Origin of the sequence: Citrobacter sp. Res13-Sevr-PEB04-36 (assembly GCF_015672735.1) — a bacterium.
GTDB lineage: Bacteria > Pseudomonadota > Gammaproteobacteria > Enterobacterales > Enterobacteriaceae > Citrobacter.
Window position 1 is genome coordinate 41,774 of sequence record NZ_JADABY010000042.1, and the last position, 20,693, is coordinate 62,466.

Consider the following 20,693-nt stretch of genomic DNA (forward strand, 5'->3'; position numbering starts at 1 on the left):
GAATACCTTACATTTATGAAGCGCTTTACTATACACCGCGCCAGTTTAAGAATTTAGGGCGGGAGTATACTGCAAATGCCCGTTGCCGTCAGCATTGCGCATGCCGCACGCGGTCTAAAATAGACGCAGTGTAATTACGCATAACCATTCATTTTATCCGTGAAAAAATCAGCGGTTGGATGGTGCTGCGCAACAGAGTAAATTAGCGGCTTTGAACATGGATATGAGCTTTCAATATGGCGAACTGGCAAACCGTTGCAGAACTGCATGATATTTCCGCAAATTTAGGGCATTTCACTCAGGCGTTAAGAGAACTTTCCACCCGTCTGGGTCTGGATGTTGCACCACTTGAAGCCGATCACATCTCTCTGCGCTGTCATCAGAATACGACAGCAGAGCGGTGGCGTCGCGGGTTTGAACAGTGCGGTGAGCTGCTGTCGGAAAATATCATCAACGGCAGACCGATTTGTCTGTTCAAACTGGATGAACCTGTTTGCGTGGCACACTGGCGGTTTTCTATTGTGGAGCTGCCGTGGCCGGGTGAAAAACGCTACCCACATGAAGGTTGGGAGCATATTGAAATTGTTCTGCCGGGCGAGCCGGAAACGCTCAATGAACGGGCGCTGGCGTTGCTTTCCGATGATGGGTTGAGCCAGCCTGGGATCTTCGTCAAAACCAGTTCACCGAAAGGCGAGCGTGAGCGCTTACCAAACCCGACGCTGGCGGTTAGCGATGGTAACGTGACCATCAAGTTTCATCCGTGGTCAATTGAAAAAATTGTGGCAAGCGAACAACAGGAGTAAACATGGCACTGCTGGAAATCTGCTGTTACAGCATGGAGTGTGCTCTGACGGCGCAACAAAATGGCGCGGATCGTATTGAACTGTGTTCGGCGCCCAAAGAAGGGGGCTTAACCCCGTCGCTGGGTGTATTACGTAAGGTACGTCAGCATATCGATATTCCCGTCAATCCGATTATTCGCCCGCGCGGCGGGGATTTTTGCTATACCGAAGGTGAGTTCGCTGTCATGCTGGATGATATTGCCATGGTCAGAGAACTTGGGTTCTCAGGGCTGGTGACTGGGCTGTTAGATGTTGATGGCAACGTCGATATGTCGCGTATGGAACAAATTATGGCAGCTGCAGGGCCGCTAAATGTCACGTTTCATCGAGCCTTCGATATGTGCGTCAACCCCTTAAATGCGCTAAAAAACTTATCTGATTTGGGTGTCGCCAGAGTGCTGACTTCCGGGCAAAAATCAGATGCTGCGCAAGGTTTAACAAAAATAATGGAACTTATTGCACAGCCCGATGCTCCAATCATTATGGCCGGAGCGGGGGTTCGCGCCGCGAATTTGTCGCAATTCCTCGACGCCGGTGTGCAGGAAGTCCACAGTTCTGCCGGAGTCTGGTTGGCTTCTCCCATGCGTTATCGCAATGCGGGGTTGTCGATGTCTTCGGATGCGCAAGCGGATGAATATTCCCGCTATGCGGTAGACGGGGCGGCGGTTGCTGAAATGAAAGCGATTATTGCGCACCATCAGGCCAGCTGATTTTTACCGTTGCATCATGTCGCCCAATATGATGCTTGCTCGTACCAGGCCCCTGCAATTTCAACAGGGGCCTTTTTTTCTCCTTCATATTTCAAGCCGCAGCCGCGTTGGCCGCCTTGCTCACCCCGGTCACGTAGTTATCTACGCTCCCAGGGATTTGCTGCGTTGCCGCCTTGCTGCAACTTGAACTATTTTGGATAAACGGTGCTATACGTAACGGTCATCCGGCAATCCATCACGGCTTACGGGCAATCAGCACCGCGCGCAGCGGGGCAGGGTAGCCTTCTACCGTTTTACTGCTGTCGTTCGGGTCGAGGAAATCAGCCAGCGATTCGGTAATCATCCACTCGGTGCGGCGCTGCTCTTCGGTGGTGGTCACACACACGTCGGCAATGCGGACATCGACAAAACCGCACTTCTCCAGCCAGTTTTTCAACGCCAGTGCAGACGGAATAAAGTAGACGTTGCGCATTTGTGCGTAGCGGTCACCTGGCACCAGCACGGTATTCTCGTCTCCTTCAACTACCAGCGTTTCCAGTACCAGTTCACCGTCTTGTACCAGTTGATCTTTCAACTGCCAGAGATGTTCCAGCGGAGAACGACGGTGATAGAGCACGCCCATTGAGAAAACGGTATCAAACGCGTTCAATGCCGGAAGCTGTTCAATCCCCAGCGGCAGCAGATGCGCACGCTGGTCGTTGCCCAGCAGTTTACGCACCGCTTCGAACTGACACAGGAACAGCTGGGTCGGATCAATTCCAACTGCCAGGTGCGCGCCCGCGCCAATCATGCGCCACATGTGATACCCGCTGCCACAGCCGACATCCAGGATAGTCCGTCCGGTCAGGTCGGATAAATGCGGCAGTACGCGATCCCATTTCCAGTCAGAACGCCATTCGGTATCGATATTGACGCCATACAGTGAGTACGGCCCTTTACGCCACGGCATCAGATTGCGCATTAACGTATCGATGCGTTTAAGCTGCCCTTCGCTGAGCGGCTCCTTGCTTTCAGCGGTCACGCTGTGCAACAAGTCCAGACGGTGCGGCGTCAGTTCGGGCAGAAACTCTACCGCGTTCGACCACTGCTTAAACAGGCCGTGCTGATCGCGCTGCCAGCTCGCAATTTGCGCGGGAAGCGTTTCCAGCCAATGAGAAAGGTGATTTTTGGCAATCAGCTGATAAAAGTTACCAAAGTCGATCATGCCGCAACCTCAGCTTTCAGCGCCACCAGGGAACCAAAGTTGAAGCACTGGAACCACAGTTCGCTGTGCTCAAAACCTGCCTGATGCAGGCGCGCTTTGTGAGTTTCGACCGAGTCGGTCAGCATCACGTTTTCCAGCATGCTGCGCTTCTGGCTGATCTCCAGTTCGCTGTAGCCATTTGCCCGCTTGAAATCGTGGTGCATGTTGAATAGCAGCTCGCCAACTTTTTCATCTTCGAAACTGAATTTCTCCGACAGTACCAGCGCGCCGCCAGGATTCAGCCCTTGATAAATCTTATCCAACAATGCCTGGCGCTCCACTGGCTCAAGGAATTGCAGGGTAAAATTCAGCACCACCATTGAGGCGTTTTCAATAGTAATGTTGCGAATATCCCCTTCGACCACCTCGACCGGAATAGGGGCTTTATAGGCGTCAATATGACGGCGGCAGCGTTCAACCATGGCCGGGGAGTTGTCGACGGCAATAATTTTACAATTGTCATGCTGAATACTGCGACGCACCGAGAGCGTCGCGGCGCCCAATGAGCAGCCCAGATCGTAGACCTGCGTGTTGGGTTGCACGAAACGTTCGGCCAACATACCAATCATCGAAATGATGTTGGAGTAGCCGGGAACGGAACGCTGGATCATATCCGGGAAGACTTCAGCTACCCGTTCATCAAAGGTCCAGTCACCCAGACTGGCGATAGGCGCAGAAAAAAGCGTGTCGCGGTGAGACATAACGTAAAAATCCGGGAAAAATAAAGTGGCGTATTGTGCGCTAATGCAGGGAGAAAACCAACTCCCAGGGCATATACCAAAGATTCGCCAGCACCATTAGCACCAGCGAGCACCAGGTGGCGCTCATGCCGGAACGACGCCAGCGGAACAGACGGTGGTAGAATCCGTAATAATGCATCAGCCGACCGGCAATTAACATCAGCCCGCAAATATGCACCATCCACGTTTCTGCACCGTTCATTTCCATAAATAACAGCAACACCAATGCGACGGGAATATATTCCACCGCATTACCGTGAATGCGAATCGCACTTTGTAGTTCGCTAAAACCGCCGTCGCCATAGGCTACGCGATACTGCATACGCAGACGGACAACGTCAAAGGAGAACTTAATCAACAATAACGCACCCAGTACGGCATATAGCGCGCTTACCATACAAACTCCCTTTCCTCGTCATACTTCAAGTTGCATGCGCGGTGGCTGTAGATACTCGACCCATCCCTGGGTCTCGCCCCATTCAGGGCCGCTGCAGGCCGCGTTCAAATCTGCCCCCGGCAGATTTGTCGCTCCCCCCAGTCACTTACTGATGTAAACTCCTGGGGATTCTCTCCCTTGCCATCTTCCTGTAACTCGAATTATTTAGAGTGCGGTTGGGTTGATGGCATTGACTATGATAGGTGGCATTTTCAGAAAAGAGAAGATTGCTGTGGAATAGACGGCGCTGATCCGATCTCTGGCAGAGCGGCACGCAGGTCGCCCCATAAGGCCTCGACCAACTGCGGCGCCTGCGCGATGTCTGGCGTATGTAAAAAAAGATACGGTGTTGTGGTCTGCTTCCAGAGAGACAGTTTGGTCAGCCATACGTTAAATAACGTCCGGTTTTGTTCCATATTATCGCTGCCGATAAAGCGCACCATTGGGTTGTTCGCGGTAACCACCGCATGGACCGGAACTTTTGGTTTTTTGCGTTGGGCATCTCGTATGGCTTCAGTGTGAGGAACCGCAGCGTGTACCGGCCGGCTATCTAAAATTACTCGATTGACCCTACGCTCATGTAAACCGCGATTGAACCGTTTCTCGGCATCACCTTTGGCAAAAAATTCCGGATGGCGAACTTCAACCCCATAGGTGAACGATGTGGGCAGCGCATCAAGAAACGTCCACAGGGCAGGGAGGTCGTGGGGAGAAAAGGTCGCGGGTAGCTGCAACCAATATTGCCCGATTCGCGCTTCCAGAGGTGACAAGCGAGTGAAAAATTCCTGCACCAAATCATCACGGTTACGCAGCGCGGCCTGATGTGAAACGGTGGCCGGAAACTTAAAGCAGAAGCGAAAGTCGTCGCTAGTCTGCGCCTGCCAGCGCGTAACAATCTCGGCTTTTGGCAGCGCGTAGAGTGTGGTATTGCCCTCCACACAGTTAAAGTGGTGGGCATACTCTTCAAGGCTGGTGATCCCCAGGCGCACCCACTTCGGGTGCGACCACTGCGGCAGGCCAATATAGATCATAGCGCCTGCAGGATCTCGTCCACGCTGCGCACGCGCGCAATGCGCGGGAAGATATGTGTCATGCTGCCCTGATGCTGATCGGCACTCGCCGCGCTACAGGCATCTTCGGCAATCACCAGGTTAAAACCCAGTTCCCAGGCGTTACGCGCCGTTGACTCCACGCCGATGTTGGTGGAAATCCCACACAACACGATTGTGTCAACGCCCCGGCGACGCAGCTGTAGCTCCAGGTCGGTGCCGTAAAAGGCTCCCCATTGACGTTTGGTGACTTCGAGGTCGCTGGCGTTTTTGCCCAGTGCGGTTGGATAGTCCCACCAGTTTGCAGGGAGTGCTTTAGCCGGTGTCTGGGCGTCAACTGGCTGTTTCAGCGCTTCGGCGTAATCGTCAGACCAGCCGACGCGAACCATCACCACCGGTGAACCGTGAGCACGGAATTGTGCCGCCAGACGTGCGGCGCGGGTCACGACGTCGCTTGCCGAATGGGGGCCGCCGGCGAAAGGCAAGATCCCTTCCTGTAGGTCGATAACGACAAGGGCGGTGGTTTTAGTGTTCAGTTCCAGCATGGTGACTCCAGTCAAAATTGAATTCCGTTACACCTTAATCGCGATTGTGTGTGAAAGGGGCGACAATTTTTGTTATTTTTTGTGAGATTACGCAATACCCGCGTAGGAAACACGCGTACAGTCAGTACCGGACTGAGAGTCTACCCCAGTAGCCTCTTATCGTGCGGCAGAATTTCCAGTATAATAGCCGCCTTTTTTCATTCAGTTGTGACATTCAGCTAAAGCTGCGACTTCGTCATCTGCAAGGCAGGTGACAATCCGCCTGCGGCAAAGTTAAGGGATATCTCATGCGTACAGAATATTGCGGACAGCTACGTCTGTCCCACGAGGGGCAGCAGGTGACTCTGTGTGGTTGGGTCAACCGTCGTCGTGATCTTGGTAGCCTGATCTTCATCGACATGCGCGACCGCGAAGGTATCGTGCAGGTATTTTTCGATCCGGACCGTGCGGACGCGTTAAAGCTGGCCTCCGAACTGCGTAATGAGTTCTGCATCCAGGTTACGGGCACCGTGCGTGCGCGTGATGCGAAAAACGTCAACGCCGACATGGCGACCGGCGAAATTGAAGTACTGGCGTCCGATCTGACCATCATCAACCGTTCAGACTCGCTGCCGCTGGACTCTAACCACGTTAACACCGAAGAAGCGCGTCTGAAGTATCGCTATCTGGATCTGCGTCGTCCGGAAATGGCGCAGCGTCTGAAAACACGTGCCAAAATCACCAGCCTGGTGCGTCGTTTTATGGACGACCACGGCTTCCTCGACATCGAAACGCCGATGCTGACCAAAGCGACCCCGGAAGGCGCACGTGACTATCTGGTGCCTTCCCGCGTCCATAAAGGCAAATTCTACGCCCTGCCGCAGTCCCCACAGCTGTTCAAGCAGCTGCTGATGATGTCTGGCTTTGACCGTTACTATCAGATAGTAAAGTGCTTCCGTGACGAAGACTTACGTGCTGACCGTCAACCTGAATTTACCCAGATCGATGTTGAGACTTCCTTCATGACTGCACCGCAGGTGCGTGAAGTGATGGAAGCGTTAGTGCGTAATCTGTGGCTGGAAGTAAAAGGTGTGGATTTGGGAGATTTCCCGATCATGACCTTTGCGGAAGCTGAACGTCGCTACGGCTCCGATAAACCGGATCTGCGTAACCCGATGGAGTTGGTTGACGTTGCTGATCTGCTGAAGTCCGTTGATTTCGCCGTCTTCTCCGGCCCGGCTAATGATGCCAAAGGCCGCGTGGCTGCACTGCGTGTGCCGGGTGGGGCCAGCTTAAGCCGTAAACAGATCGACGATTACGGTAACTTCATCAAGATCTACGGCGCGAAGGGTCTGGCTTACATTAAAGTCACCGAACGTGCGAAAGGTCTGGAAGGGATTACCAGCCCAGTTGCTAAGTTCCTGAATGCCGATATCGTTGACGCGATTCTTGAACGCACCGGCGCACAAGATGGCGACATGATTTTCTTCGGCGCAGACAACAAGAAAGTGGTTGCTGACTCGATGGGCGCACTGCGTCTGAAACTGGGTAAAGATCTGAGCCTGACCGACGAAACCAAATGGGCGCCGCTGTGGGTTATCGACTTCCCGATGTTTGAAGACGACGGTGAAGGTGGCCTGACCGCGATGCACCATCCGTTTACCGCGCCGAAAGACATGACGGCCGCTGAGCTGAAAGCCGCGCCGGAAGAGGCGGTTGCCAATGCTTACGATATGGTCATCAATGGTTACGAAGTGGGCGGCGGTTCTGTGCGTATTCACAACGGCGACATGCAGCAAACCGTGTTTGGTATTCTGGGCATTAACGAGCAAGAACAGCGTGAGAAGTTCGGCTTCCTGCTGGACGCGCTGAAATACGGTACTCCGCCGCACGCGGGCCTGGCGTTTGGTCTGGATCGTCTGACCATGCTGCTGACCGGTACCGATAACATTCGTGACGTTATTGCTTTCCCGAAAACCACGGCTGCCGCGTGTCTGATGACCGAAGCGCCAAGCTTTGCCAACGACGCTGCGCTGGCGGAACTGAGCATTCAGGTTGTGAAGAAGGCCGAGAATAACTGATATGACATACAAACAGCCTGTCTCGGTGTTAGTCGTGATTTATGCAAAGGACACCGGGAGAGTGCTGATGTTACAGCGACGCGACGATCCTGATTTCTGGCAGTCGGTCACCGGCAGCCTCGAAGAGGGTGAAACCGCGTCGCAAGCCGCTATGCGTGAAGTAAAGGAAGAGGTCACCATTGATGTTGCCCGCGAGCAACTGACCTTAATTGACTGTCAGCGCACGGTGGAGTTTGAGATTTTTAGCCATTTACGTCATCGCTATGCACCAGGAATCGAACGGAATACGGAATCCTGGTTTTGCCTGGCGCTCCCCTCGGAACGAGAGATCGTGTTCACTGAACATCTGACCTATCGTTGGGTTGATGCGGCGGAAGCTGCGCAATTAACCAAGTCGTGGAGTAACCGGCAGGCGATTGAAGAATTTGTAATTAACGTCGCCTGAGAAGGCGCGCTTTTTGGAGATATTATTTATGGCAGGTCATAGTAAATGGGCCAACACCAGACACCGTAAAGCAGCGCAGGATTCCAAGCGCGGCAAGATCTTCACCAAAATCATTCGCGAGCTGGTCACGGCCGCTAAACTTGGTGGTGGCGATCCGGACGCTAACCCGCGTCTGCGTGCGGCTGTCGATAAAGCGTTGTCTAACAATATGACGCGTGACACCCTGAACCGTGCTATCGCACGCGGCGTGGGCGGTGACGAAGACGCAAACATGGAAACCATCATTTATGAAGGTTACGGTCCTGGTGGGACTGCGGTCATGATTGAATGCCTGTCTGACAACCGTAACCGTACCGTTGCGGAAGTGCGTCATGCGTTCACTAAAACCGGTGGTAACCTGGGCACTGACGGTTCTGTTGCGTACCTGTTTAGCAAAAAAGGCGTTATCTCCTTTGAGCAAGGCGACGAAGACACCATCATGGAAGCCGCGCTGGAAGCCGGTGCTGAAGACGTTGTGACCTATGATGACGGAGCGATTGACGTCTACACCGCATGGGAAGAGATGGGCAAAGTGCGTGATGCACTGGAAGCCGCTGGTCTGAAAGCGGACAGCGCTGAAGTTACGATGATCCCGTCCACCAAAGCGGACATGGATGCAGAAACGGCACCGAAGCTGTTGCGTCTGATCGATATGCTGGAAGACTGCGATGACGTGCAGGAAGTTTACCACAACGGTGAAATCTCCGACGAGGTTGCTGCTACGTTAGAATGACGTGGTTGAGCGGTAAAATAACAGGAGATGCGTGATGTCCATTATTCTCGGCATTGACCCGGGCTCGCGCATCACCGGCTATGGCGTGATCCGCCAGGTCGGTCGACAACTGACCTATCTGGGCAGTGGATGCATTCGTACCAAAGTGGATGATTTACCGTCGCGCCTGAAGCTGATTTATGCAGGTGTGTCGGAAATCATTACCCAGTTTCAGCCAGACTACTTTGCCATTGAGCAAGTATTTATGGCGAAAAACGCCGATTCGGCGCTTAAACTGGGGCAGGCGCGCGGCGTGGCGATTGTTGCTGCTGTCAACCAGGACCTTCCGGTGTTTGAATATGCGGCACGTCAGGTGAAGCAAACCGTCGTCGGGATAGGCAGTGCGGAGAAAAGTCAGGTGCAGCACATGGTGCGCACGTTGCTAAAACTCCCCGCAAATCCCCAGGCCGATGCCGCGGATGCGCTGGCCATCGCCATTACCCACTGTCACGTCAGCCAGAATGCCATGCAAATGAGCGACACTCGGCTGAATTTAGCGCGTGGTCGACTACGTTAATGACAAATGAGGCTGGATATCTATCCAGCCTTTTTTTATGATAGCGCATTACCTTTTTTAGCCCGTAACGCAGGAGCGTCATGTGATAGGCAGACTCAGAGGCATCATTCTCGAAAAACAACCCCCGCTGGTTCTTCTGGAAACGGGCGGCGTAGGCTATGAAGTGCATATGCCGATGACCTGTTTTTACGAGCTGCCAGAAGCCGGGCAGGAAGCGATAATCTTCACTCACTTCGTCGTGCGGGAAGATGCGCAACTGCTGTATGGCTTTAATAACAAGCAGGAACGCACGCTGTTTAAAGAGCTGATTAAAACCAACGGCGTCGGGCCGAAGCTGGCGCTGGCGATCCTCTCCGGTATGTCGGCGCAGCAGTTTGTTAACGCGGTTGAACGCGAAGAGCTCGGTGCGCTGGTGAAACTGCCGGGTATTGGTAAGAAAACCGCTGAGCGCCTGATTGTTGAAATGAAAGACCGCTTTAAAGGCTTGCATGGCGATCTGTTCACACCGGCGGCCGATCTGGTGCTGACGTCACCTGCGGGTCCGGTGACGGATGACGCCGAACAGGAAGCCGTTGCTGCGCTGGTGGCTCTGGGCTATAAACCACAGGAAGCCAGCCGCATGGTGAGTAAAATTGCCCGCCCTGATGCCAGCAGTGAAACCCTGATTCGTGAAGCGCTCCGCGCTGCATTGTGAGGTAAAGGATGATTGAAGCAGACCGTCTGATTTCAGCTGCCAGCACGATACCTGAAGACATCGTGGATCGTGCGATCCGCCCCAAGTTGCTCGATGAGTATATCGGTCAGCCTCAGGTTCGTTCGCAAATGGAGATTTTTATCCAGGCGGCGAAGTTGCGCGGTGATGCCCTCGACCACCTGCTGATCTTTGGTCCTCCGGGTCTCGGAAAAACCACGCTTGCCAATATTGTCGCCAATGAAATGGGCGTAAACCTGCGTACCACCTCCGGCCCGGTGCTGGAAAAAGCGGGCGATTTGGCGGCAATGCTGACGAACCTCGAGCCGCACGACGTGCTGTTTATCGATGAGATCCATCGCTTATCGCCGGTCGTGGAAGAGGTATTATATCCGGCGATGGAAGACTATCAGCTGGATATCATGATCGGCGAAGGGCCTGCTGCACGCTCGATCAAGATTGACCTGCCGCCGTTTACGCTGATTGGCGCGACAACCCGTGCCGGGTCGTTAACCTCTCCACTGCGTGACCGTTTTGGTATCGTGCAACGACTGGAGTTTTATCAGGTTGCCGATCTTCAGCACATTGTAGGGCGCAGTGCGCGCTATATGGGGTTGGAGATGAGCGAGGAGGGTGCGCTGGAAGTCGCTCGTCGTGCGCGCGGAACGCCGCGTATTGCCAACCGTCTGCTGCGTCGCGTGCGTGACTTCGCCGAGGTGAAGCATGACGGCACCATCTCGGCAGACATTGCCGCCCAGGCGCTGGATATGCTCAATGTGGACGCTGAAGGGTTCGATTACATGGACCGTAAGCTACTACTGGCAGTGATCGATAAATTCTTCGGTGGGCCGGTAGGGCTGGATAACCTCGCCGCCGCGATTGGCGAAGAGCGCGAAACGATTGAGGACGTGCTGGAGCCATATTTGATTCAGCAGGGCTTCTTGCAGCGTACACCGCGCGGACGTATGGCGACGGTGCGCGCCTGGAACCATTTCGGTATTACGCCGCCGCAAATGCCTTAAGTTTTTTATGCCGGATGGCGGCTTCGCTTATCCGGCAACACACTCTTAGCTGGCCTGCTTCTTCATCATACTGAAGATAAACAGCATTGCTGCACACAGCACCACGGAGGGGCCCGCTGGCGTATCATAAAACGCTGAGAACGTCAGGCCGCCCGTCACCGCTATCATCCCCACGCCCACGGCCACACCGGCCATTTGCTCAGGCGTACGCGCAAAACGGCGTGCGGTGGCAGCAGGAATAATCAGCAGCGACGTAATAATCAGCGCCCCGACAAATTTCATCGCCACACCAATCGTTAACGCAGTGACCAACATCAGCAGCAGCTTCACGCGTTGCAGCTTCACACCATCGACAAAGGCCAGATCCGGGCTGATGGTCATTGACAGCAGGTTGCGCCATTGCCAGAAGAGAATGGCCAGCACAATGACGACGCCAATGGCGATGGAGATAAGATCTTCCGGCGTCACGGCGAGCAGATCACCAAACAGGTAGGCCATCAGGTCCACACGGATATTCGACATCAGGCTGACGACCACCAGGCCCAGTGACAGGGCGCTGTGCGCCATAATGCCAAGCAAGGTGTCTATGGCGAGGTGAGGGCGTTTCTCCAGCCACACCAGACCGGCTGCCAGCATCAGAGTGACTGCGATAACCGCATAGAACGGGTTTACATCTAACAGCAGACCAAAGGCCACGCCCAGCAGTGATGCATGTGCCAGCGTGTCGCCAAAATAAGACATTCTACGCCAGACCACAAACGACCCCAGTGGGCCAGCGGCGCAGGCCAGCATGATCCCGGCTAGCCAACCGGGTAATAACAATTCAATCATGAGTGACCATTTCCCCGGCGTAAGACGATGCGACCCTGTAAATCGTGGCGATGATTATGATTGTGGCGGTATATTCCGAGTTGCTCGGCACCACGTTGCCCGAACATAGAGATGAATTCCGGGTGCATAGAAACCACTTCTGGCGTGCCGGAGCAGCAAATATGGTGGTTGAGGCACAATACTTCATCGGTCTTCGCCATTACCAGATGCAGATCATGCGAGACCATCAGTACGGCGCAATCGAGCTCACGGCGAAGTTGGTCAATAAGGTCATACAGAGCGACCTGACCATTGACATCCACACCCTGAGTGGGTTCATCCAACACCAGTAGCTGCGGCCTATTCAGCAATGCGCGGGCCAGCAGGACGCGCTGCGTTTCCCCACCAGACAGTTTTTGCATCGGCGCATCCATCAGATGTCCGGCCTGAACGCGCTTGAGCGCCGGAAGAATATCGTCTTTCTTTGTGCCAGGACGTAAGCGTAAAAAACGGCTAACCGTCAGGGGAAGCGTGGTATCGAGATACAGTTTTTGTGGGACATAGCCTATGCGTAGATGTCCATTACGCTTGATAACGCCTTCATCTGCTGCTACCAGCCCGAGGACAACACGCACCAGCGTCGACTTCCCGGCACCGTTCGGGCCAAGAAGCGTTAAAATTTTGCCGGGTCGTAGTTCAAGCGAAACGTCAGAAAGGACGCGGCGTTGACCATAAGAGACCGAGACATTTTCCAGTGAAACCAAAGTCGTCATATCAATTTTAGTCTTGCAGAAGTTATAGAATGTTATAATATCACATCTCTTACATTCATTACGATGATTGGTCGCATTATGTTACATAAAAATACGCTTCTTTTCGCAGCATTATCCGCTGCTCTTTGGGGGAGTGCAACACAGGCTGCTAATGCCGCCGTGGTTGCATCGCTTAAGCCGTTAGGGTTTATCGCTTCGGCGATTGCTGATGGGGTTACGGATACCGAGGTTCTCCTGCCTGATGGAGCCTCTGAACATGATTACTCATTGCGTCCGTCTGACGTAAAACGCTTACAGGGCGCGGACTTAGTCGTTTGGATCGGTCCTGAGATGGAAGCGTTTATGGAAAAATCTGTCAAGAATATTCCTAATGCGAAACAGGTAACGATTGCGCAACTCAGTGACGTGAAACCGTTGCTTATGAAAGGGGCTGACGATGATGATGATGATCATGGACATAATGATGCCCAGAGTGAAAAAAGTGACGAGCATCACCATCATGGCGACTACAACATGCATCTTTGGCTCTCCCCAGAGATAGCGCGGGCCTCAGCGGTTGCAATCCATGAAAAATTAGTGGAACTTATGCCGCAAAGTCGAGCCAAACTTGACGCCAACCTGAAGGATTTTGAGGCACAATTAGCCGCAGCCGATAAGCAGGTAGGTAACGAGCTCGCACCGCTCAAGGGGAAAGGTTATTTCGTTTTTCATGACGCCTACGGCTACTACGAAAAACATTACGGACTAACACCGCTTGGTCACTTTACAGTGAACCCTGAGATTCAACCTGGTGCGCAGCGTTTACATGAAATAAGAACACAGTTGGTTGAGCAAAAAGCAACCTGCGTTTTTGCTGAGCCACAGTTCAGGCCAGCGGTCGTTGAAGCCGTTGCGAGAGGGACATCCGTTCGAATGGGAACGTTGGATCCCCTCGGCACAAACATCAAACTGGGTAAAACAAGCTATTCAGCGTTTCTGAACCAATTAGCCAACCAGTATGCGAGCTGCCTGAAAGGAGATTAATGAGGAAGTGAATACGTGCAACAGATAGCCCGCTCTGTCGCTCTGGCATTTAATAATCTGCCACGACCCCATCGCGTTATGCTGGGGTCGCTTACCGTTCTTACACTGGCCGTCGCTGTCTGGCGGCCTTACGTCTACCATCCCGATGCTGCACCGATTGTCAAAACGATCGAACTCGAAAAAAGCGAGATTCGTTCGCTGTTGCCTGAGGCCAGTGAACCTATCGATCAGGCCGCTCAGGAAGATGAGGCCATCCCTCAGGACGAACTGGATGACAAAACCTCAGGTGAGGTGGGCGTTCACGAATATGTTGTCTCTACCGGTGATACACTGAGCAGCATTTTGAATCAGTATGGTATCGACATGGGCGATATCAGCCAGCTTGCCGCTTCGGACAAAGAGTTGCGTAATCTGAAAATTGGCCAGCAACTTTCCTGGACGCTGACCTCGGAAGGTGATTTGCAGCGCCTTACCTGGGAAGTTTCTCGCCGTGAAACCCGCACTTACGATCGCACGGCGACGGGTTTCAAAATGAGCAGCGAAATGCAGCAAGGCGACTGGGTTAACAGCCGTATCAAAGGCACCGTAGGCGGTAGTTTCGTCGCCAGTGCCAAAGAGGCCGGGCTGACCAGCGCCGAAATCAGTGCGGTGATTAAGGCTATGCAGTGGCAGATGGACTTCCGCAAACTGAAAAAAGGCGATGAGTTCTCGGTGCTGATGTCTCGCGAGATGTTGGACGGCAAGCGTGAACAAAGCCAGCTACTGGGCGTTCGTCTGCGTTCTGAAGGTAAAGACTATTACGCGATACGTGCCGAAGACGGTAAGTTCTATGACCGTAATGGTACCGGCCTGGCGAAAGGGTTTATGCGTTTCCCGACCGCGAAACAGTTCCGTATTTCGTCTAATTTTAACCCCCGTCGCCTGAATCCGGTCACCGGACGCGTGGCGCCACACAAAGGTGTCGACTTTGCGATGCCGCAGGGGACCCCGGTACTGTCGGTGGGTGATGGCGAAGTGGTCGTTGCGAAGCGCAGCGGCGCAGCAGGCTACTATGTCGCGGTGCGTCATGGTCGTACTTACACTACGCGTTATATGCACCTGCGTAAGCTGTTGGTCAAACCAGGGCAAAAAGTGAAACGTGGCGATCGTATCGCGCTGTCAGGCAACACCGGGCGTTCAACCGGTCCACATCTGCACTACGAAGTATGGATTAACCAGCAAGCGGTGAACCCGTTAACGGCTAAGCTGCCGCGTACGGAAGGACTGACTGGCTCGGATCGTACCGATTACCTGGCGCAGGTGAAAGAGGTTCTGCCTCAGTTGCGCTTCGATTAATCAACATACTGACAGAGCCGGTGCGCGATGCGTGCCGGCTTTTTTATTTTGTACGGGGCACGACGCGCCGCTACACTATCAGCAGATTTATTTTTCGCGGCACCAGACACTGGAAGAGCATGGAAACGAAAAAAAAGAATATTGAATATATCCCTGAGTTTCATAAATCATTTCGCCATCCGCGTTACTGGGGGGCCTGGCTGGGTGTGGCGGCGATAGCAGGAATTGCGTTAACTCCCGCATCGTTTCGCGATCCTGTGCTGGCGAAGCTGGGACGTCTTGCCGGAAGATTGGGGAAAAGTTCGCGCCGCAGAGCGCTGATTAATTTATCCCTGTGTTTTCCTGAACGTAGCGAAGCCGAGCGCGAAGCTATCGTCGATGAGATGTTTGCAACGGCTCCACAGGCGATGGTGATGATGGCAGAGCTTGCCCTGCGTGGCCCGGAGAAAATCCAGAACCGGGTTGACTGGCAAGGCCTGGAGATCATTGAAGAGATGCGCCGCAATGAGGAAAAGGTGATTTTTCTCGTTCCGCACGGTTGGGGTGTAGACATTCCGGCCATGCTGATGGCCTCTCAGGGCCAGAAAATGGCCGCGATGTTCCACAACCAGGGCAATCCTGTTTTTGATTACGTCTGGAACACGGTACGCCGTCGTTTTGGTGGCCGTTTGCATGCGCGTAACGATGGCATCAAACCCTTTATTCAGTCCGTGCGTCAGGGCTATTGGGGATACTATTTGCCGGATCAGGATCATGGTCTGGAGCACAGCGAGTTTGTCGACTTCTTCGCAACGTATAAAGCAACGTTGCCGGCGATAGGCCGCCTGATGAAGGTGTGTCATGCGCGTGTTGTCCCGCTATTCCCTGTGTACGACGGTAAAACACACCGTCTGACAATTCAGGTTCGCCCGCCGATGGATGATATTCTGACCGCAGATGACCACACTATTGCCAGACGCATGAACGAAGAGGTGGAGATTTTTGTTGCGCCGCACCTCGAGCAGTACACCTGGATCTTAAAACTGCTGAAAACCCGCAAGCCCGGCGAAATTGAGCCGTATAAACGTAAAGATCTTTACCCGAAGAAATAAAAAAAGCCTCTCATTTGAGAGGCTTTCTGTATCAGGTATCACCTGTAGGCCTGATGAGCAAAGCGATATCAGGCATCGAGCGGCGCGATTATTCTACGGTCAGAATACGCGTGGTATTGGTGGAGCCAATGGTGCTCATGACGTCGCCCTGGGTGACAATCACCAGGTCGCCAGAAACCAGGTAGCCTTTATCACGTAGCAGGTTCACCGCTTCGCTGGCGGCAACCACACCGTCGGTTTCGCTGTCAAAGTGAACAGGGGTGACGCCACGATACAGGGAGGTCAGGTTCAGCGTACGCTCATGACGCGACATGGCAAAAATCGGTAGACCGGAGCTGATACGGGACGTCATCAGCGCGGTACGGCCGGATTCCGTCATCGCGATGATGGCAGTGACCCCTTTCAGGTGGTTCGCTGCATACATTGCAGACATGGCGATCGCTTCTTCAACGTTATCAAACTGCACGTCGAGGCGGTGTTTGGAGACATTAATGCTCGGGATTTTTTCTGCGCCCAGGCAGACGCGTGCCATCGCGGCGACGGTTTCAGCCGGATACTGACCTGCGGCAGTTTCTGCCGAGAGCATAACGGCGTCGGTGCCGTCGAGTACGGCGTTCGCCACGTCCATCACTTCTGCACGGGTCGGCATCGGGTTGGTGATCATCGACTCCATCATCTGCGTGGCGGTAATGACCGCACGGTTCAGCTGACGCGCACGACGGATCAGGGCTTTTTGAATACCGACCAGCTCCGGATCGCCAATTTCAACGCCCAGGTCGCCACGAGCAACCATAACGACGTCAGATGCCAGGATGATATCATCCATCGCATTCTGGTCGCACACGGCTTCTGCACGCTCCACCTTGGCAACAATTTTCGCATCGCAGCCTGCATCGCGCGCCAGACGGCGGGCATAGTTCAGATCTTCGCCGCAGCGCGGGAAGGAGACGGCCAGATAGTCAACGCTGATTTGCGCCGCGGTGATGATGTCGGCTTTGTCTTTTTCGGTCAGTGCTTCTGCAGAGAGACCGCCGCCCAGTTTGTTGATGCCTTTATTATTGGAAAGTGGGCCACCGACGGTCACTTCGGTGAAGACCTTCATACCCTGAACTTCCAGCACTTTGAGCTGAACGCGACCGTCATCCAGCAGCAGGATGTCGCCCGGCACTACGTCAGCAGGTAGGCCTTTATAGTCAATACCGACTTTTTCTTTATCGCCTTCGCCTTTACCCAGGTTGGCATCTAACAGGAACTTGTCGCCAATATTGAGGAATACTTTGCCTTCTTTGAAGGTTGATACGCGGATTTTAGGTCCCTGCAGGTCACCCAAAATAGCAACGTGGCGTCCCAGTTTGGCGGCAATTTCACGGACTTTATCCGCCCGCAGTTTGTGATCTTCTGGAGAGCCGTGCGAAAAGTTCATACGTACAACGTTTGCGCCCGCGGCGATAATCTTTTCAAGGTTGTTATCGCGGTCAGTTGCTGGGCCTAACGTGGTAACGATTTTGGTTCTGCGAAGCCTTCTGGACATGTAATACTCCGTTGACTGAAACAACTAGGTGTTGCGTGTGAACATTGATCCGGCCGTTCTGGAACATAACGGTAAAAACGAACGACCCGGATGATAAAAGGGTAGAACATCGTTATTGCTTTTAGCGGTCATCACTCTTGATGAGTAATTCTTTATCAAAACGCGATTCCCTGAGCGCTTCCTTGACACGCTTCAAGTTATCTCTAAATTTTGCCCCACGGCGCAAAGTAAATCCCGTAGCCAGCACATCTATCACGGTCAGTTGAGCAAGTCGAGAGACCATGGGCATATATATGTCAGTATCTTCCGGTACATCCAGGGTAATTGCCAGCGTGGCTTCACGAGCCAGCGGCGTGCCGGGAGAGGTGAGGGCTATCACCATGGCATCGTTTTCCCGCGCCAGTTGTGCCAGCTCAACCAGACTCTTTGTTCTGCCGGTATGTGAAATGAGTACAATGACGTCATCATCGCTACAATTCATACAGCTCATACGTTGCAGTACAATATCGTCGGAATAGATAATCGGCACGTTAAAACGGAAAAATTTATTCATGGCGTCGTGCGCCACGGCGGCAGACGAGCCCAGGCCGAAAAAGGCGATTTTCTTCGCCTGGGTTAATAAATCGACCGCTCGATTGACCGCCGCGTTATCCAGCGACTGACGGACATGGTCCAGGCTTGCCATTGCGGATTCGAAGATTTTCCCGGTGTAGGACTCGACGCTGTCATCCTCATCGACATTACGATTAACATACGGGGTACCATTTGCCAGACTTTGCGCCAAATGCAGTTTAAAATCAGGGAAGCCCCTTGTGTCCATGCTGCGACAGAATCGATTCACCGTCGGTTCGCTGACGTTGGCTTCCAGGGCCAGTGTGGCAATACTTGAATGGATAGCCCGGTCAGGTGAGGTCAGAATGACATCGGCGACCTTACGTTCTGACTTGCTCAGATGTTCCAGTTTTAACTGGATTTTTTCCAGCATATTCATGATGTGGGTAGACTCATCGGCCATGGGCAAAAACGATTTCAGCCATATGGGGAAATCGAGCGGTAACTCTGGTAGATATTACCCCTGTGAACCCACATTCGGGGCAAAATGGACAGAAAAGTTGTTGTTTTTTTTCAATACATGATCGGAGTCGGGTTTTCTTACGTCTTCATAGGTACGCAAAAAAGCGACTTTTTTATCCATTTTGCGGCGGGAAACGCCAATAACGCTGCTGTTCACGGTAACAGCACGGCAGGATAAGCGTTTACGGTTCACGTAATCACGTAAAAGCAGTACAGTGCACTGTAATAAAATTACATTCAGTGTCGGGCATGAGAACCAGGCACTCAACTGAGGAGAATGACATGGCGGTAACGCAAACAGCCCAGGCATGTGACCTGGTCATTTTCGGCGCGAAGGGCGACCTTGCACGTCGGAAATTGCTGCCTTCCCTGTATCAGCTGGAAAAGGCCGGCCAGATTAACCCGGATACCCGCATTATTGGGGTAGGCCGCGCTGACTGGGACAAAGCAGCCTATACCAAGGTTGTACGCGAAGCGCTCGAAACTTTCATGAAAGAAAAAATCGATGAAAGTTTGTGGGATACCCTCAGTGGCCGTCTGGAGTTTTGTAACCTGGACGTCAATGACACCGCCGCTTTTAGTCGTCTGGGTGAAATGCTGGATCAAAAAGCACGCACCACGATTAACTACTTTGCCATGCCGCCAAGCACGTTTGGCGCGATCTGCAAAGGTTTAGGTGAAGCGAAACTGAACGCCAAACCGGCTCGCGTGGTGATGGAAAAACCGCTGGGAACGTCTCTGGCGACTTCACGTGAAATTAACGACCAGGTCGGTGAATACTTTGAAGAATGCCAGGTCTACCGTATTGACCACTATCTGGGCAAAGAAACGGTCCTGAACCTGCTGGCACTGCGTTTTGCCAACTCTCTGTTTGTGAACAACTGGGATAATCGCACCATCGATCACGTCGAAATTACCGTGGCGGAAGAGGTGGGTATTGAAGGACGTTGGGGCTATTTTGACCAGGCCGGTCAGATGCGCGACATGATCCAGAACCACCTGTTGCAGATCCTGTGCATGATCGCCATGTCGCCGCCGTCTGACTTGAGCGCTGACAGTATCCGTGATGAGAAAGTGAAGGTCCTGAAATCACTGCGTCGTATTGATCGCACGAACGTGCGTGAAAAAACGGTGCGTGGTCAGTACACCACCGGTTTTGCGCAAGGTAAAAAAGTACCTGGGTACCTGGAAGAAGAGGGTGCGAACAAAAGCAGCAACACCGAGACCTTTGTTGCTATCCGCGTGGATATCGATAACTGGCGCTGGGCGGGCGTACCGTTCTACCTGCGTACCGGTAAGCGTCTGCCAACCAAATGCTCTGAAGTGGTGGTGTACTTCAAAACACCTGAACTGAACCTGTTTAAAGAATCCTGGCAGGATCTGCCGCAGAACAAGCTGACCATCCGTTTGCAGCCAGACGAAGGCGTCGATATCCAGGTACTGAATAAAGTGCCTGGTCTGGACCACAAGCATAATCTGCAGATAACCAAGTTGGATCTGAGCTATTCCGAAACCTTCAATCAAACGCACCTGGCGGATGCTTACGAGCGCTTGCTGTTGGAAACTATGCGCGGCATTCAGGCGCTGTTTGTACGTCGTGATGAAGTCGAAGAAGCGTGGAAGTGGGTGGACTCTATCACCGAAGCCTGGGCAATGGACAACGACGCACCGAAGCCGTATCAGGCGGGGACCTGGGGACCGGTTGCCTCGGTGGCCATGATCACCCGTGACGGTCGTTCCTGGAACGAATTCGAGTAAAACTTCATCTAGCCATTAGGTGTTATTTTACCGGTAACATGATCTAACACAGATTGTAGAATAATTTTTGCACTTTTAAGCCTCGCGTGGATTCACCCGCGGGGCTTTTTTTATTACACTGCCTGAAACGATTTTGCCCCTGAGCTACGGCCTGCAAGCTCTTCAGTATGGTTTTACCACACTGAAA

General features: G+C 53.1%; 21 protein-coding genes. 12 read left to right on the forward strand and 9 right to left on the reverse strand.

Going from position 1 to position 20,693, the window contains the following annotated elements; translation table 11 throughout:
* The first annotated feature begins 236 nt into the window (after window positions 1–236).
* Entirely contained in the window at window positions 237–803 is a 567-nt protein-coding gene (locus tag IMQ48_RS12200) for a VOC family protein (protein ID WP_196209250.1), read from the forward strand.
* A 2-nt stretch (window positions 804–805) separates the two neighbouring features.
* The gene (gene cutC, locus IMQ48_RS12205; protein ID WP_196209251.1) at window positions 806–1,552 is read left to right on the forward strand and encodes a copper homeostasis protein CutC; all 747 of its coding nucleotides are present in this window, start codon (window positions 806–808) and stop codon (window positions 1,550–1,552) included.
* Window positions 1,553–1,787: 235 nt separating this feature from the next.
* Here the strand turns inward: cutC and cmoB are convergent, their stop codons facing one another.
* The 5 genes from cmoB to IMQ48_RS12230 form a co-directional block, all read right to left on the reverse strand.
* Window positions 1,788–2,756 (reverse strand): tRNA 5-methoxyuridine(34)/uridine 5-oxyacetic acid(34) synthase CmoB, encoded by a 969-nt coding sequence (gene cmoB, locus IMQ48_RS12210; protein WP_196209252.1) that lies wholly within the window; start codon window positions 2,754–2,756, stop codon window positions 1,788–1,790.
* On the reverse strand, window positions 2,753–3,496 hold the full coding sequence (gene cmoA / locus IMQ48_RS12215) for a carboxy-S-adenosyl-L-methionine synthase CmoA (protein WP_196209253.1): 744 nt from the start codon (window positions 3,494–3,496) through the stop codon (window positions 2,753–2,755). The genes cmoB and cmoA overlap by 4 nt, the downstream gene beginning before the upstream one ends.
* 40 nt (window positions 3,497–3,536) lie before the next feature.
* Window positions 3,537–3,932 carry an MAPEG family protein gene (locus tag IMQ48_RS12220; RefSeq protein ID WP_196209254.1) on the reverse strand — a complete coding sequence of 132 codons (396 nt, stop codon included), beginning with the start codon at window positions 3,930–3,932 and terminating at the stop codon, window positions 3,537–3,539.
* Between the two features lie 251 nt (window positions 3,933–4,183).
* Window positions 4,184–5,002, reverse strand: a complete 819-nt coding sequence (locus IMQ48_RS12225; RefSeq protein ID WP_196209255.1) for a DUF72 domain-containing protein — start codon at window positions 5,000–5,002, stop codon at window positions 4,184–4,186.
* Window positions 4,999–5,565 (reverse strand): hydrolase, encoded by a 567-nt coding sequence (locus IMQ48_RS12230; RefSeq protein ID WP_196209256.1) that lies wholly within the window; start codon window positions 5,563–5,565, stop codon window positions 4,999–5,001. Before IMQ48_RS12230 ends, IMQ48_RS12225 begins: the two co-directional genes overlap by 4 nt.
* A 287-nt stretch (window positions 5,566–5,852) precedes the next feature.
* On the opposite strand from IMQ48_RS12230, the gene aspS reads away from it, so the two are divergent.
* From aspS to ruvB, 6 genes are all read left to right on the forward strand, one after another.
* On the forward strand, window positions 5,853–7,625 hold the full coding sequence (gene aspS, locus IMQ48_RS12235; protein ID WP_196209257.1) for an aspartate--tRNA ligase: 1,773 nt from the start codon (window positions 5,853–5,855) through the stop codon (window positions 7,623–7,625).
* 1 nt (window position 7,626) lies between these two features.
* On the forward strand, window positions 7,627–8,070 hold the full coding sequence (nudB, locus tag IMQ48_RS12240; protein WP_096757436.1) for a dihydroneopterin triphosphate diphosphatase: 444 nt from the start codon (window positions 7,627–7,629) through the stop codon (window positions 8,068–8,070).
* Between the two features lie 28 nt (window positions 8,071–8,098).
* Window positions 8,099–8,842 (forward strand): YebC/PmpR family DNA-binding transcriptional regulator, encoded by a 744-nt coding sequence (locus tag IMQ48_RS12245; protein ID WP_196209258.1) that lies wholly within the window; start codon window positions 8,099–8,101, stop codon window positions 8,840–8,842.
* Window positions 8,843–8,876: 34 nt separating this feature from the next.
* Complete coding sequence (gene ruvC / locus IMQ48_RS12250; RefSeq protein ID WP_045444124.1) at window positions 8,877–9,398, forward strand: crossover junction endodeoxyribonuclease RuvC; 522 nt, start codon at window positions 8,877–8,879, stop codon at window positions 9,396–9,398.
* Between the two features lie 82 nt (window positions 9,399–9,480).
* On the forward strand, window positions 9,481–10,092 hold the full coding sequence (gene ruvA / locus IMQ48_RS12255) for a Holliday junction branch migration protein RuvA (RefSeq protein WP_196209259.1): 612 nt from the start codon (window positions 9,481–9,483) through the stop codon (window positions 10,090–10,092).
* A gap of 8 nt (window positions 10,093–10,100) precedes the next feature.
* A complete protein-coding gene (ruvB, locus tag IMQ48_RS12260) occupies window positions 10,101–11,111 on the forward strand; it encodes a Holliday junction branch migration DNA helicase RuvB (protein WP_115258769.1) in 1,011 nt (336 codons plus the stop codon).
* A gap of 45 nt (window positions 11,112–11,156) precedes the next feature.
* On the opposite strand, the gene znuB is transcribed toward ruvB, so the two are convergent.
* Together znuB and znuC are read right to left on the reverse strand one after the other, a co-directional pair.
* A complete protein-coding gene (gene znuB, locus IMQ48_RS12265; protein WP_196209260.1) occupies window positions 11,157–11,942 on the reverse strand; it encodes a zinc ABC transporter permease subunit ZnuB in 786 nt (261 codons plus the stop codon).
* A complete protein-coding gene (znuC, locus tag IMQ48_RS12270) occupies window positions 11,939–12,694 on the reverse strand; it encodes a zinc ABC transporter ATP-binding protein ZnuC (protein WP_196209261.1) in 756 nt (251 codons plus the stop codon). Before znuC ends, znuB begins: the two co-directional genes overlap by 4 nt.
* Before the next feature lie 78 nt (window positions 12,695–12,772).
* Here znuC and znuA point away from each other — a divergent pair, with 78 nt between their 5' ends.
* From znuA to lpxM, 3 genes are all read left to right on the forward strand, one after another.
* Window positions 12,773–13,717 (forward strand): zinc ABC transporter substrate-binding protein ZnuA, encoded by a 945-nt coding sequence (znuA, locus tag IMQ48_RS12275; RefSeq protein ID WP_196209262.1) that lies wholly within the window; start codon window positions 12,773–12,775, stop codon window positions 13,715–13,717.
* 15 nt (window positions 13,718–13,732) lie between these two features.
* Window positions 13,733–15,052, forward strand: coding sequence for a murein DD-endopeptidase MepM (mepM, locus tag IMQ48_RS12280; protein ID WP_196209263.1), 1,320 nt, complete (start codon window positions 13,733–13,735; stop codon window positions 15,050–15,052).
* 119 nt (window positions 15,053–15,171) lie between these two features.
* On the forward strand, window positions 15,172–16,143 hold the full coding sequence (gene lpxM, locus IMQ48_RS12285) for a lauroyl-Kdo(2)-lipid IV(A) myristoyltransferase (protein ID WP_196209264.1): 972 nt from the start codon (window positions 15,172–15,174) through the stop codon (window positions 16,141–16,143).
* An 88-nt stretch (window positions 16,144–16,231) separates the two neighbouring features.
* On the opposite strand, the gene pyk is transcribed toward lpxM, so the two are convergent.
* Window positions 16,232–17,674, reverse strand: a complete 1,443-nt coding sequence (gene pyk / locus IMQ48_RS12290) for a pyruvate kinase (protein ID WP_096757427.1) — start codon at window positions 17,672–17,674, stop codon at window positions 16,232–16,234.
* A gap of 121 nt (window positions 17,675–17,795) precedes the next feature.
* Window positions 17,796–18,665 carry a MurR/RpiR family transcriptional regulator gene (locus tag IMQ48_RS12295; protein ID WP_196209327.1) on the reverse strand — a complete coding sequence of 290 codons (870 nt, stop codon included), beginning with the start codon at window positions 18,663–18,665 and terminating at the stop codon, window positions 17,796–17,798.
* Between the two features lie 365 nt (window positions 18,666–19,030).
* Between IMQ48_RS12295 and zwf the strand changes: the two genes are divergently transcribed.
* Window positions 19,031–20,506 carry a glucose-6-phosphate dehydrogenase gene (zwf, locus tag IMQ48_RS12300; RefSeq protein ID WP_196209265.1) on the forward strand — a complete coding sequence of 492 codons (1,476 nt, stop codon included), beginning with the start codon at window positions 19,031–19,033 and terminating at the stop codon, window positions 20,504–20,506.
* The last annotated feature ends 187 nt before the right edge of the window (window positions 20,507–20,693 follow it).

Bases quoted from the DNA above. Each gene is read 5' to 3' on its own strand.
- aspS (WP_196209257.1), top strand. From the start codon at position 5,853: ATGCGTACAGAATATTGCGGACAGCTACGTCTGTCCCACGAGGGGCAG.
- IMQ48_RS12295 (WP_196209327.1), bottom strand. From the start codon at position 18,665: ATGAATATGCTGGAAAAAATCCAGTTAAAACTGGAACATCTGAGCAAG.
- IMQ48_RS12230 (WP_196209256.1), bottom strand. From the start codon at position 5,565: ATGCTGGAACTGAACACTAAAACCACCGCCCTTGTCGTTATCGACCTA.
- nudB (WP_096757436.1), top strand. From the start codon at position 7,627: ATGACATACAAACAGCCTGTCTCGGTGTTAGTCGTGATTTATGCAAAG.
- ruvB (WP_115258769.1), top strand. From the start codon at position 10,101: ATGATTGAAGCAGACCGTCTGATTTCAGCTGCCAGCACGATACCTGAA.
- cmoA (WP_196209253.1), bottom strand. From the start codon at position 3,496: ATGTCTCACCGCGACACGCTTTTTTCTGCGCCTATCGCCAGTCTGGGT.
- znuA (WP_196209262.1), top strand. From the start codon at position 12,773: ATGTTACATAAAAATACGCTTCTTTTCGCAGCATTATCCGCTGCTCTT.
- IMQ48_RS12245 (WP_196209258.1), top strand. From the start codon at position 8,099: ATGGCAGGTCATAGTAAATGGGCCAACACCAGACACCGTAAAGCAGCG.
- zwf (WP_196209265.1), top strand. From the start codon at position 19,031: ATGGCGGTAACGCAAACAGCCCAGGCATGTGACCTGGTCATTTTCGGC.
- lpxM (WP_196209264.1), top strand. From the start codon at position 15,172: ATGGAAACGAAAAAAAAGAATATTGAATATATCCCTGAGTTTCATAAA.
- IMQ48_RS12200 (WP_196209250.1), top strand. From the start codon at position 237: ATGGCGAACTGGCAAACCGTTGCAGAACTGCATGATATTTCCGCAAAT.
- cmoB (WP_196209252.1), bottom strand. From the start codon at position 2,756: ATGATCGACTTTGGTAACTTTTATCAGCTGATTGCCAAAAATCACCTT.
- IMQ48_RS12220 (WP_196209254.1), bottom strand. From the start codon at position 3,932: ATGGTAAGCGCGCTATATGCCGTACTGGGTGCGTTATTGTTGATTAAG.
- ruvC (WP_045444124.1), top strand. From the start codon at position 8,877: ATGTCCATTATTCTCGGCATTGACCCGGGCTCGCGCATCACCGGCTAT.
- cutC (WP_196209251.1), top strand. From the start codon at position 806: ATGGCACTGCTGGAAATCTGCTGTTACAGCATGGAGTGTGCTCTGACG.
- IMQ48_RS12225 (WP_196209255.1), bottom strand. From the start codon at position 5,002: ATGATCTATATTGGCCTGCCGCAGTGGTCGCACCCGAAGTGGGTGCGC.
- znuB (WP_196209260.1), bottom strand. From the start codon at position 11,942: ATGATTGAATTGTTATTACCCGGTTGGCTAGCCGGGATCATGCTGGCC.
- pyk (WP_096757427.1), bottom strand. From the start codon at position 17,674: ATGTCCAGAAGGCTTCGCAGAACCAAAATCGTTACCACGTTAGGCCCA.
- znuC (WP_196209261.1), bottom strand. From the start codon at position 12,694: ATGACGACTTTGGTTTCACTGGAAAATGTCTCGGTCTCTTATGGTCAA.